Annotated in this window: 9 protein-coding genes; 2 read left to right on the top strand and 7 right to left on the bottom strand. The window is 68.7% G+C overall.

Annotated features, from left to right (window positions below):
• Positions 1 to 13: 13 nt before the first annotated feature.
• The 6 genes from ACQVBX_RS13655 to ACQVBX_RS13630 form a co-directional block, all read right to left on the bottom strand.
• Entirely contained in the window at positions 14 to 637 is a 624-nt protein-coding gene (locus ACQVBX_RS13655) for a TMEM175 family protein (RefSeq protein ID WP_431634762.1), read from the bottom strand.
• A 74-nt stretch (positions 638 to 711) separates the two neighbouring features.
• Positions 712 to 1,479: a bifunctional demethylmenaquinone methyltransferase/2-methoxy-6-polyprenyl-1,4-benzoquinol methylase UbiE gene (gene ubiE, locus ACQVBX_RS13650; RefSeq protein WP_431634761.1), complete on the bottom strand. Its 768-nt coding sequence runs from the start codon at positions 1,477 to 1,479 to the stop codon at positions 712 to 714.
• Between the two features lie 65 nt (positions 1,480 to 1,544).
• The gene (locus ACQVBX_RS13645) at positions 1,545 to 2,921 is read right to left on the bottom strand and encodes a metal-dependent hydrolase family protein (RefSeq protein ID WP_431634759.1); all 1,377 of its coding nucleotides are present in this window, start codon (positions 2,919 to 2,921) and stop codon (positions 1,545 to 1,547) included.
• A gap of 77 nt (positions 2,922 to 2,998) precedes the next feature.
• Positions 2,999 to 5,671 (bottom strand): glycerol-3-phosphate 1-O-acyltransferase PlsB, encoded by a 2,673-nt coding sequence (gene plsB, locus ACQVBX_RS13640; protein WP_431634757.1) that lies wholly within the window; start codon positions 5,669 to 5,671, stop codon positions 2,999 to 3,001.
• A 22-nt stretch (positions 5,672 to 5,693) separates the two neighbouring features.
• Positions 5,694 to 6,653: a hypothetical protein gene (locus ACQVBX_RS13635; RefSeq protein WP_431634755.1), complete on the bottom strand. Its 960-nt coding sequence runs from the start codon at positions 6,651 to 6,653 to the stop codon at positions 5,694 to 5,696.
• Positions 6,654 to 6,935: 282 nt separating this feature from the next.
• Positions 6,936 to 7,841: a 5'-nucleotidase, lipoprotein e(P4) family gene (locus tag ACQVBX_RS13630; RefSeq protein WP_431634753.1), complete on the bottom strand. Its 906-nt coding sequence runs from the start codon at positions 7,839 to 7,841 to the stop codon at positions 6,936 to 6,938.
• A 135-nt stretch (positions 7,842 to 7,976) separates the two neighbouring features.
• Between ACQVBX_RS13630 and ACQVBX_RS13625 the strand changes: the two genes are divergently transcribed.
• A complete protein-coding gene (locus tag ACQVBX_RS13625) occupies positions 7,977 to 9,014 on the top strand; it encodes an AI-2E family transporter (protein WP_431634751.1) in 1,038 nt (345 codons plus the stop codon).
• 7 nt (positions 9,015 to 9,021) lie between these two features.
• On the opposite strand, the gene ACQVBX_RS13620 is transcribed toward ACQVBX_RS13625, so the two are convergent.
• Positions 9,022 to 11,001: a UvrD-helicase domain-containing protein gene (locus tag ACQVBX_RS13620; protein WP_431634750.1), complete on the bottom strand. Its 1,980-nt coding sequence runs from the start codon at positions 10,999 to 11,001 to the stop codon at positions 9,022 to 9,024.
• Between the two features lie 118 nt (positions 11,002 to 11,119).
• Here ACQVBX_RS13620 and ACQVBX_RS13615 point away from each other — a divergent pair, with 118 nt between their 5' ends.
• Entirely contained in the window at positions 11,120 to 12,460 is a 1,341-nt protein-coding gene (locus ACQVBX_RS13615) for an NAD(P)/FAD-dependent oxidoreductase (RefSeq protein WP_431634748.1), read from the top strand.
• Positions 12,461 to 12,535 lie beyond the last annotated feature (75 nt).

Raw genomic sequence — 12,535 nt, 5'->3', positions numbered from 1 at the left:
CGAGCCCCCCGCGTCAGGCCGTCGCTGCCGCCAGGCGGCGGCGTGCCAGGCGCGGAAGCAGCCGCGCCAGCAGCGGAATCAGCAGCAGCACGAAATTGTTGTATGCCGGCGCCACCCAGGCCAGCGCAAACGCCAGCGCCGCCGCCGTGGGCAAAGCCCAGCTGCGCGCACGCACCGCGACCACGTCGGCGGGCGCCACGTCACGTCGCAGATAGGGCGCGCGCAACGCCTTCCCGAACAGCCAGCGCTGCAGCAGCCCGGCGGTCAGCAGGGTGCCGGCATAGAACAGCTCCGGCACGCGGGCCAGCGGGTTCGCACTCATCAACGCCGTGGCGAACGGCATGAAGGCGATCACCATGAGCAGCAGCAGATTCGGCATCACCAGCCCGCTGTCGTAGTCCGCCAGCAGGCCGAACACCCGATGGTGCGCGGCCCACAGCGCACCGATCACCAGGAAGCTCAGGATGAAGCCCATGAAGCTGGGCATCAGCTCGTGCAGGGCGGCCAGATACGCCTGATCGTCCGCCACGCCCAGCCGCGGCACATGGATCTCGATCACCAGCAAGGTGATGGCGATGGCGAACACCGCATCGGAGAAGAAGGTCAGCCGTTCAAGCTGGGAGGCGTGCGTGCTCATGGTCCATCACTCGGCGGGGGCTCGGCGGGCATGCTGCGCGAGGGTCCGGCGGCTGTCCAGCGCGCCGCGGCGGATCAGAACTTGTACGCCTTGTGGATCGCCACGATGCCGTTGGTGAGGTTGCGCACCTCCACCTTGCCGAAGCCCGCGCGCTCCATCATGCCCTTGAGAGTCTGCTGGTCCGGATGCTTGCGGATCGACTCGGCCAGGTACTGGTAGCTGTCGGCGTCGCCCGCGAACAGCTTGCCGAGCTTGGGCAGGATGTTGAACGAGTGGAAGTCGTAGAGCTTGCCGAACGCCTCGTTTTGCACCTTGGAGAACTCCAGCACCAGCAGCCGGCCACCGGGCTTGAGTACGCGGCAGATGTCGGCGAGCGCCTTGTCCTTGTCGGTGACGTTGCGCAGGCCGAAGGCCATGGTCACTGCATCGAAGCTGTTGTCCGGGAACGGCAGCGCCTCGGCGTTGAGCTGGGTCCAGCGCAGGCCGTCGACCAGGCCGCGGTCGGTGAGGCGGTCACGGCCCACCTGCAGCATGGCGGCGTTGATGTCGCCCACGATCACTTCGCCGTCCTTGCCCACCACCGGCTTGAGCAGCGCGGCGATGTCGCCGGTACCGCCGGCCAGATCCAGCACGCGGTCGCCGCGACGCACGCCGCTGATCGCCACGAAGTGGCGCTTCCACAGTCGGTGCACGCCGAACGACATCAGGTCGTTCATCAGGTCGTAGCTGCGCGCGACCGAGGTGAACACCTGGCCGACCAGCTTCTGCTTCTCGCCCACCGGCACGTCGCGAAAGCCGAAGTGGGTGGTCGATTCCGGGGCGGATTTGGGCTGCTCGTTCATCCGCACAATGCTACAGGATCGGCCGGGCGCGCTCGCGGTGGGCAGGGCGCGAGCGGCCGGACCTCCTACAGGGAGTCGGCGACCGGGTGGCCGCCCTGCTTGTAGACCACGCCGTCCTTCATCACGAAGTTCACCTTCTGCATCAGCGTGATGTCCTCCAGCGGGTTGCCCGGCACGGCGACCACGTCGCCGACGAAGCCCGGTGCCAGCTGGCCGAGCTTGCCGGACTGGTGCAGCAGCTCGGCGGCGTGGGTGGTGGCGGCCTGCAGCACGTAGATCGGCGGCATGCCGGCGTCGACCATGTACTTGAACTCCTTGGCGTTCTGCCCGTGCGGATAGACCGCCGCGTCGGTGCCGAAGGCGATCTTCACGCCGGCCCGGTACGCCTTGCCCGCGGTGGCCTGGATGATCGGCCCCACCTTCATCGCCTTGGCGGCCACCTGTGGCGGGTAGTAGCCGGGCTTGGCGGCCATCTCCTGCACGTACTTGCCCGCGATGATGGTGGGCACGTACCAGGTGCCGTGCTCCTTCATCAGCTTCATGTCCTCGTCGTTCATGAAGGTGCCGTGCTCGATCGAATCGACGCCGCCGAGCACCGCGCGGCGGATGCCCTCGGCGCCGTGCGCGTGGGCGGCCACGGTGTAGCCGTAGTCGTGTGCAGCGGCGACCACGGCCTTGATCTCCTCCAGCGTCATCTGCGGGTTGTCGGCGCTGGCGCTTTCGTCCAGCACGCCGCCGGAGGGCATGATCTTGATCAGGTCGTCGCCAGCCTTGTAGTGCTCGCGCACGGCCTTCCAGGCGTCCTGCGGGCTGTTGATGATGCCGTTGGCCGGGCCCGGATCGCCGGCCAGGTCCTGGCGGTAGCCGTCGGTGGGATCGGCGTGGCCGCCGGTGGAGCCGATCGGCACGCCGGCGGTGTAGATGCGCGGCCCGGGCACCACGCCCGCGTTGATCGCGTTGCGCAGCGCCGCCGACTCGTTGTGGCCGTCGCCCAGGTTGCGCACGCTGGTGAAGCCGGCCAGCAAAGTGCGTTTGGCGTAGACGGTGGAGCGGATCGCGTAGTCCGCCACGTTCCAGCGGAACTGGTCCGAGTAGCCGGTGGGGCTGGTTTCGTCGGTGAGGTGGGTGTGCGCGTCGATCAGGCCGGGCAGGCAGGTGGAGGTGGGCAGCGCGGTCGCCTGAAACCGCTTGCCGGCGGCCTGCGCCTGGTCGCCCATGGCCTTCAGGTCGACCATGCCTGGGTGCACCTCGCGGATGACACCGTCCTCGACGATCACCGTGGTTTCGCCCAGCAGCTTGCCGGCGGCGGTGTCGATGGCGTGGCCGCAGGTGACCACCGCGAGGCTGCCCTTAGCGGGTGCGTCGGCGGCGGTGTCCGCCTGCAGCACGGTGGGCAGGGCGAGCGCCGCGACGAGGGCGAGCGTGACGGGACGAACGGACATGGCGACGCTCCGCATCAAGGAAGCGCCATCTTAGGCGGCCATCTCGACCGCCAGCCAGTGGCGAGCGGTCGGTACGCTCAGTCGGAGCGTCGTTCGTCGCGCGAGGTGCCCGGCTCGGCCGGAGCCACCGGTTCCACCGGCTCGTGCACGTGCACGCGATGGGCCGCCTCGACGTGGCGCGCGTGCAGGTCGGCCGGCGACGCGTCCGGCGGCGTGGCTTCGGCGGCGGGGCCGATGCGCATTGCCTTGTCGTCGTCCCGGTCCAACTCGTGGCGGTCGTCGTGGCCGCCCGGGGTGATCTTCAGGATGGAATGGCGCACCTCGCGTGCCAGGATCACCCGTGCGTCGCGCACCATGTCGTCCAGCGCGCTGTCGTAGTCGAGCTTGCCGGCCTCGTCGGTCCACACGATCTTGCGCTCGCGCAGCTTCTGGATGAAGCCGCGGAACAGCGCCTTGTCGAAGAACTCCGGCGCGGCCTGCTCGCTGAGCAGCGAGAGGCGCTGGGCAGTGAGCGTGCAGGCGTTTTCCAGCTCGCCGGCGGTGAGCACGTGCGGGCCGTTCTTGGCCAGCGCGGCGAGCGTGATGTAGTAGCGCTCGAACGCCTGAATCAGGCTGCGTCCGATCACCTTGAGCTGATACGCCGCGTCGTCCTGGCCCGGGCCGCGCTCCAGCACGCGGCCTTCGCCGGTGGATTCGAGCAGGCCGCGGCGCACGAAGAAGTCGATTGTCGCCTGCAACTGCTGGCCGAAGCCCTCGCTGTCCCATGGCAGGAACAACTCGCCCTGGATGAACGGGTAGATGATCTTGCCCAGCCGGATCACCGAGTTGCGCGACATGCGCCGGTTGTTGAGGAAGCAACACGCCACCCACGCCGCGGTGGCGGTGAGGTGCAGCACGTTGTTGCGGAAGTACGACAGCAGCACCGCCTGCTCGTCGTCGGCCACCAGCACGTCGCCGAGCGGATGCGCCACGCGGCGTATCCAGCCCATCTGCTCGCCGTAGGCGACGATCGCGGCCGGGTCCAGCGGGGTCAGGGTGACGCGGTCCGAGTACGGCAGCGCCTCCAGCAGGGCCTTGCTCAGCTCCAGCTGGGCGAGCAGGTCGGCCTCGGCCATCGCGTGCTTGGGCGTGGCCAGCAGGGCCAGCGCCAGCAGGTTGATCGGGTTCACGTCCGCGGCGCGGTTGATGTTCACCTGGATCTGCTGGGCGAGGCGGTCGACCACGCCGCCCAGCCACTCCGGCTTGGCGTCCGGATCGCCGCTGGCCTCGCGCCACTGCGCGCTGGCCGCATCGAGCAGCGGGGTGAGCTCGATCGGCTCGCCGAAATTGAGCGCCACGTGGCCGTAGCGCTGGCGCAGCACCTTGAGACCCTTGATCAGGCCGATCAGCGATTCCTTTTCCTTCGGCTTGCCGCTGAGCTCGCCCGCGTAGGACTTGCCCTCCATCAGCTTCTCGTAACCGATGTACACCGGCTGGAACAGCACCGGCCGGCGCGGCGCGCGCAGGAACGCGCGCACGGTCATCGCCAGCATGCCGGCGCGCGGCGCCAGCAGGCGTCCTGTGCGCGAGCGGCCGCCCTCGATGAAGTACTCCATCGGCACGCCGCGGTCGATCAGTTGCGCCACGTACTCGTTGAACACCACCGAATACAGCGCGTTGCCCTTGAAGCTGCGGCGCAGGAAGAACGCGCCGCCGCGGCGCAGGATCGGTCCGATCACCGGCAGGTTGAGGTTGGCGCCCGCCGCGATATGCGGCACCACCACGCCGGAGTGATGCAGCTGGTAGCTCATCAGCAGGTAGTCGGCGTGGCTGCGGTGACTGGGCACGTACACCACTTCATAGCCCGGCGCGGCGGCACGGGCCTTGTCGAAGTGGTGCATGGCGATGCCGTCGTAGAGCTTGTTCCAGAAGTTCGACAGCACGAACGAGGCCGAGCGCACCACCGGGTGCGAATAGTCGGCCGCGATCTCCAGCATGATCTTCTGCGCCCGGCGCCAGGCCTTGGCGTAGGTGATCTTTTCCTTGCTGGCGGTGGCGGCGATCGCCGCGCGTACCGGCTCGGCGTTGAGCACGGCGTCGACCACCGTGCGCTTGTGCGAGAGATCCGGCCCGATCACCGCGGCGCGGATGCGGCGGAAGTGCACGCGCAGCACGCGGGCAATCTTGCGCGCGAAGCGCTCCGGCGGCATCGCGCCGGCTTCGGCCAGCGCCTCGCGCAGCGACACCGGGGCGGAGAACTGCACCACCGTGTCGCGGCCGTTGAGCAGCAGCGCCAGCAGGCGGCGGAAGTGGCCCACCATCACCCAGTTTTCCGAGAACAGCACGCGGAACCAGCCGGTGTCGCGGCTGGGCGCGCGGCCCACGTAGATCGACACGGGCACGATCTGCACGTCGCGATCGGGGTCGTCCTCCAGCGCGCGGGCGAGCTGGCCCAGCGTGTCCTTGGGCGAGCGCTGGCGATTGCGGCCCCACAGCAGGCCGTCGCTGCGGCCCAGCGCGAACACCGAGCGGCGCCGGCGGGTGCCGGGCAGCGGCTGCATCGGCGAGGGCAGGCCGGCCTCGCGGCAGGCGCGCTCCAGGATCAGCGCGTCGGACAAGCCGTCGCGCTCGATCACGTAGCACACCGGCACGCCGGCCGTGAGCAGGGCAGCGGGCTCGGCCGGATCGCGGCGCAACTTCAGCCACGGCTCCAGCAGGTGGCCGGTGAGGTTGAACCACCACGGCGCGCGGCGATTGGGGGACGTGTCCATCGAAGGGGTCATGGGCATCCGCCTATTGTACCGGGGATGCGCTCATGTCCCGGCCCGTGGTGGAGCGGTTGGGACGGCCCCCAATTGGCGCCCACCAGCCGCCCCAGTCCGGTGGCGCGAGGTTGCGGGCGATCTGGCCCAGCGCGGGGGGGTACCAGCGCCCATCCAGCGCCTGCATCTTCACCACCACCTGCTGCGGCTGGTCTTTCAGGCGGTAATCGATGCGTACGTGGGCGATGTCGGCGTGCTGCGACACCAGCGTTACCGTCGCCGAGTCCAGCACGGCATCCAGCGACAGGCCGTACGGCGCCAGGGCCTGCTTGGCGCCGGCCCACAGGCGGGAGGCCTTGGCCATGGCGTCGGCAAAGTCCAGCGCGCGCAGGTCGGCAAGGGTCGCCAGCCGGAGCGACCGGGCGGTGTCCACCGCTATCGCGGCGGTCTGCCCGGCACGCCCACCGTCCAGCCAGGGCGCGCGTTGGGCCCAGGCCATCACGGGGGCGAGCAGGTCCGCCAGGCCCTGTTCCTGGCGCGGAGTCAGCGCAAGATCCGTCACCACTGTCCGTCTGGACAGGGCGCCGCCGATCGCGATGAGCACGGGGATCTGGTCACCGTAGCGACGGTCGATCCGGCGAGCTTGCTGCTGCAGGCGCTGCGCGAGGGCCTGGCGGGCGCCGGCGCCGGTCATCGAGCCCATCCACTGGCGATAGCCCCGGCGCGCCGCGTCGGTCGGGACCTGCGCCGCCTGGCCGCTGGCCCATCGTGCGACCAGCGCGGCGTGCTCGGCCGGGGGCAGGCCGTGCTGCCAGAACGCGACGAGATCGTCGTGGCGCAGGTCGTCGATCAGCTGGCGCGCGGCAGCGGTGGGCGAGTCGCCGCCCGGCGCCGGGGAATCCTCGGTCGCGCGCTGGCAGCCCGCCAGCATCAGCATGGCCGCGGCGAGCAGGCCGGTCAGGCGCGGCAGGAAGCGAAGCGATCGGGGCATCGGACTCGGGCCCGGGCGGCGGAAGGGCCGGAGCCTAGCAGCCCGGCCATCGACAGGAGGTCGGGGAGCGTGTCGCTCGCCGGCTCGGCCCACCGTTCGGCCCAGAAAAAGAAAACCCCGCCGGCGTGAGCCTCGCGGGGTCAGTCCCGGCAGAGCCGGAAGGGAAATGGCCTTGCCTGCAGAATCTGTAGTCAGCAGCAGGTGTCGGCGGAGCCATGGTAGCGGCTCGCAGAAGTTAAGGCAATGGATTTGTTTTGTGATGCAAGTGTTTGATTTTATGCATCACTTCATGCGTAGCGCGGCTTCCTTCTGGCGCCGGCGCTCGTTGCGCGGCAGCGTCCAGTCGTTGTTGAACAGGGCCGGCTCCCAGCTGCCGTAGGTGGCGTTCGGCAGGATGAACCAGCGCGTGCCGATCCACTTGAGGTAGGGCGCCATCGCCTGCTGGCGGCCTTCGGCATTGTTGGCGATGACGTCGGCGAAGTCGCCGATCTGGTCGCCCACCTGCATCAGCACGCGGTACTTGCGGCTGATCAGCTGGCGGCGGCAGCCCTTCTCGGTGCCGATCTGCTCGCAGCCCTCGACGAAGGTGCCCAGGCCGAGGAAGGCATCCGGCCCGGAGACCGGGAAGCCGACCTGGCGCAGGTTGTCCAGCGTCACCGAATCCAGATCCTTGGCGCGGTTGGAAATGAAGATCACCGCGATGCCGTGCTTGGCCGCGAATTGGGTGAACTCCACCGCGCCGGGCAGCGCGCGGGCGGCTTCTTCCTTGCACCACGCGGCCCAGTCGGCCTCGTTGTACTCGCCGCCGCTCTTGATCAGGCGCGCCTGGTAGGGCGAGTTGTCCAATGCGGTTTCGTCCACGTCCAGCACCACGGCAGGCTTGAGGCCCTTCAGCGGGGCGACGCGGTCGTCCTTGCTCAGCGCGTCCCAGCGTGGATCCTTCAGCGCCTTGAGCAGCTGCATCTGCGCGTCGCGGTAGGTCTGCACGTAGAGCAGGTCGTGCTCGATCGCCGTCTGCGACCACGCCACGGCGTTGAGGTTGTCGTCCGCCGCGGGGCCGGCCGGTGCCGGTGCGACGGACGCCGCCACGGGGGCAGAGGCGGCGACGGGCTCGTGACGGGTGGGCGAGGTGCTGCAGCCGGCGAGCAGGGCCAGGGCCGCCAGCAGGGCGGGAACACGTGAGCGCATGGGTAACCTTGGTGATGACATCGGATCGACAAGCATCCGGTCAGTTTACGACAGCGTCATGTCGCCCGGGCCGGACTGGCGGGCGCCGGGCCCGACTGACAGACTGCCCTCCCCTTGCCAAGGAAGTCGCCGCCGATGGCGTCCATCCCCTCTTTCCAGCCCGGCCCTCGACGGCTCGCCGCGATGGACTACGCCAGCTACCTGCTGGCTGCCGTGGCGCTGTTCCTGGTGCTGAAGCTGCATCTGTTGCCGGCGCTGCTGGCCGGACTGCTGGTGTACGAACTGGTGTACTCGATCAGCCCGCTGCTGGGCCGGCGCATCCCCAGTGATCGCGCACGCATGCTGGTGGTGGCGCTGATCGGCGTGCTGGTGGTGGGCCTGTTGTTGCTGCTGGTGTTGGGCATCGTGAGCCTGCTGCGCAGCGAGATCGGCAACCCCGACGTGCTCTGGCAGGAGCAGCTGATGCCGCTGGTGGAAAAGGCGCGCCAGCAGTTGCCGCCCACGCTCACCACCTGGATGCCCGACAGCGTCGACGAGCTGCGCGTGATGGCGGTGGAGCTGACCCGCAAGCACGCCGGCAGCCTGCAGCTGGCCGGCAAGGAAACCGCGCGGGTGATCCTGCACATCATCATCGGCCTGGTGTTGGGCGCCATCGTGGCGCTGGGCCGCACGCGTCCGGCGCACCTGTCCGGCCCGCTCTCGCTGGCGCTCTCCGCCCGCTGTCAGAAGCTCGCCGAGGCGTTTCACAACATCGTCTTCGCGCAGATCAAGATCTCGCTGATCAATACCGTGTTCACCGCGATTTTCCTGCTTGGCGCACTGCCGCTGTTCGGCATCCACGTGCCGTTCGCCAAGACGCTGGTGGTGATCACCTTCCTGATGGGCCTGCTGCCGGTGATCGGCAACCTGATCTCCAACACCGCGGTGACCATTGCCGGGCTGTCCGTCTCGCTCGGCGTCGGCGTGGCCGCACTGGCGTTCCTGGTGCTAATCCACAAGCTGGAGTACTTCCTCAACGCACGCATCGTCGGCACGCAGATCCGCTCGCGCGCGTGGGAGCTGCTGATCGCCATGCTGGTGATGGAAGCGGCCTTCGGCCTCGCCGGCCTGGTCGCCGCACCGATCTACTACGCCTACCTGAAGCGCGAGCTGGAAGTGCGCGATTTGATCTGAGGCGGGCTCAGCCGGCGAGCATCGCGGCGATCTTAGCCATGTGCGATTCGGCGGTCTCGCGGACGGCTTCCTTGTCGGCTTCCGGGTCCTTGCCTTGCCAGTGCAGGTCGTCCTGCGGCAGCTCGTGCAGGAAGCGGCTGGGCTGGTTGTTGTGGATCTCGCCGTAGCGCTTGGTGCGGGCCGACCAGGAAAGCGTGAGCACTTCCTTGGCGCGGGTGATGCCGACGTACATCAGGCGGCGCTCCTCGTCGATGCGGCCCTCGTCGATGGCGCCCTCGTGCGGCAGCGTGCCCTCTTCGCAGCCGACGATGAAGACGAAGCGAAACTCCAGGCCCTTGGCGGCATGCATGGTCATCATGCGCACGGCGTTGCCCGGGTCGTCGCGGTCGGCGTGGCTGAGCAGCGCCAGCTGCGAGGCGAGATCGCCGGCGCTGTTGTTGCCCTTCTGCATGGCGCGGAACCAGTCGGTGAGTTCCTTCAGATTGCCGAGCTTCCGATCGCGCACGGTGGCGTCCGGCGTGCTGGCGGTAATGTGGGTGGCATAGCTGGTGCGGCTGAGGATGCGCTCGACCAGATCCGCCGCGCTCTCGTGCAGCGAGGCGCTGCGCAGTTCGTCGAGCAGGGTGGAGAACGACGCCAGTGCGGCGGCCGGGCGCGGCGTGAGCTGGCGCAGCACGGCGTCGCTGCGGGTGGCTTCGAGCAGCGAGCAGTGCTTCGACTGCGCCATCTGGCCGAGCTTTTCCAGCGTGGTCGAACCGATCTCGCGTTTCGGCACGTTCACCACGCGCAGGAAAGCGGCGTCGTCGCTGGGGTTGGCCAGCAGCCGCAGGTAGCAGAGCAGGTCCTTCACTTCGGCGCGGTCGAGGAAGCTCAGGGCGCCGGTGAGGTGATAGGGCACGCGCGCGAGGCGCAGCGCCTTTTCCAGCGGACGCGCCTGGAAGTTGCCGCGGTAGAGGATGGCCATGTCCTCCCAGCGCGCCTTGTGCTTCTCGGCCAGCGTGGTGGCGATCGCGGCGATCTTCTCGGCCTCGTGCTCGGCGTCCTTGCACTCGAGCACGCGGATTGGCATGCCTTCGGGGTGCTCGCTCCAGAGCTTTTTCTCGTGCACGTGTGGGTTGTTGGCGATGAGCTTGTTCGCCGCACGCAGGATGCGCTTGCCGCAGCGGTAGTTCTGCTCGAGCTTGATCACCTTGAGATTCGGCCAGTCGCGGCCGAGTTGGTCGAGGTTCTCCGGATTGGCACCGCGCCAGGCGTAGATCGATTGGTCGTCGTCGCCCACGCAGGTGATGTGGCCCTTCGGTCCGGTCAGCGCCTTGAGCAGGCGGTACTGCGCGTCGTTGGTGTCCTGGTATTCGTCCACCAGCAGGTAGCGCAGGCGCTCGCGCCAGCCGTCGCGGCATGCGGCGTCCGATTCCAGGATGCGCAGCGGCAGGCGGATCAGGTCGTCGAAATCCACCGCGTTGAACGCGGCCAGCCGCTGCTGGTAGAGGTCGTAGATGGTCGCCGCTTCCAGCTCGCGCGGTGTGCGCGCGGCGGCCAACGCCTCTTCCGGCGAAAGGCCCGCATTCTTGGCGCGGCTGAGCAGGTTGCGGATGCCCCACAGCACATCCGGCTTGGCGCCCTTCGGTGCCAGCTCCTTGACGATGCCCTCGCTGTCGTCCGCATCGAGCACCGAGAAGCCGCGACGCAAGCCCGCGCGCTCGTGCTCGATCTGCAGAAACTTCAGGCCCAGTGCGTGGAAGGTGCACACGGTCAGCGCGGCGGCATCCTCACTGCTGACCAGCTTGCCGACACGCTCGCGCATCTCGCGCGCGGCCTTGTTGGTGAAGGTGATCGCGGCGATCTTGGAGGCGGCCAGCTTCCGCCGCTGGATCAGGTGGGCGATCTTCTGGGTGATCACCGAGGTCTTTCCCGAGCCGGCGCCAGCGAGCACGAGCAGCGGGCCGTCGCAGTATTCGACAGCAGCCAATTGTTGCGGGTTGAGCATGGATCGAGAGGCGGCGTGAGGCGACGGCCGATGGTAGCAGAGCCCCCTGGCGTGCCGGGCTCGCTGCGCGATAATCGGGTGCTCGCGGCAGCGGCCGCTCTCACCAGGGGATCCAGGGATGGAAGCAATGGACACGATGCTGGACGGGCCATACGACGTGGCGGTAATCGGCGGCGGCCCGGGCGGCAGCACGGCTGCCGCGCTGCTGGCACGGCGCGGCTATCGCGTCGTGGCGCTGGAGAAGGCGCATCATCCACGCTTCCACATCGGCGAGTCGCTGCTACCGATGAACCTGCCGTTGTTCGAACGCCTCGGGGTGCTGGACCAAGTACAGGCGCTGGGCGTGTTCAAGCCCGGTGCGGATTTCGAGGCGGACAACGAGAGCGGCTACAACACCTACGCCTTCGACCGCGCCATCGGCGACAGCCCGCCGCACGCCTACCAGGTGTGGCGGCAGGACTTCGACAAGATGCTGTTCGAGCACACCGCACGCTGCGGCGCGCAGACCCGCGAGGGGCACGAGGTCGTTGGGGTGGAGCAGTCGGGGCCGCGTGAGAGCCGCCTCGAAGTGAAGGTTGACGATGGCCGCCGGTACCAGCTGCTGGCCCGCTACGTGATCGATGCCAGCGGACGCGACGCGCTGCTGGCGACCCGGCGCCGGCTGCGGCGCAAGAATGCCAAGCACCAGAGCGCGGCGATCTTCGGCCACTTCCGCGGCGCCACCTGCCGCGCCGGAGCAGACGCCGGCAACATCAGCATCTACACCTTCGCGCACGGCTGGATGTGGATGATCCCGCTGCCTGACGGCGTGATGAGCGTGGGCGCGGTCTGCCGGCCGGCCTATCTCAAGCAGCGCAAGGGCTCGCCGCTGGCTTTCCTGCTGGAAACGCTGAAGCTGAACCCAGCGCTGTGGCAGCGCCTGGAGCACGCCGAGCTGATCGACCAGGAAGTGCGCGTCACCGGCAACTATTCCTACGACTCTACGCAGATGGGCGGGCCTGGCTGGGTGATGGTGGGCGATGCGTTCGCTTTTCTCGACCCGGTGTTTTCCTCCGGCGTGTATCTGGCGATGAGTGGCGCCGAGCAGGCGGCGGAAATGGTCGACCAGGCGCTGCGTGAGCCGTCCCGCGAACGAGCCCTGCTGCGCCAACTGGAGCGACGCCAGCGCAAGGGCATGGCGCGGTTTTCCTTCTTCATCGAGCGCTTCAACGGGCCGGTGATGCGCCAGATGTTCCGCGCCCCACGCAATACCTGGCAGCTGGAGCAGGGGGTGATCTCGATGCTGGCCGGCGACCTGTTCGATACGCCGCGGGTTCTATGGCGCCTAAAGGTGTTCAAGCTGGTCTATGCGATTTGCGCCCTGCGCGACGCGCGTCGCTGGTGGTCCGAGCGGCGCTATCGGCGAGCGCAGGCGAAGCTGCAGTTCGCCGAGGCGGGCAGTCCGGCGGATCGGGCCTGAGCGGCCCTTGAGCTCGACGCCCCGCGGGCGACGGCCTAGCCGCGTTACCATGCGCGGCAACGACCCGACCGCATG

The organism is Dyella thailandensis (assembly GCF_050749815.1).
In the GTDB taxonomy this organism is placed as follows: Bacteria; Pseudomonadota; Gammaproteobacteria; order Xanthomonadales; family Rhodanobacteraceae; genus Dyella_A.
This window is presented reverse-complemented; position numbering and strand designations above follow the sequence as displayed.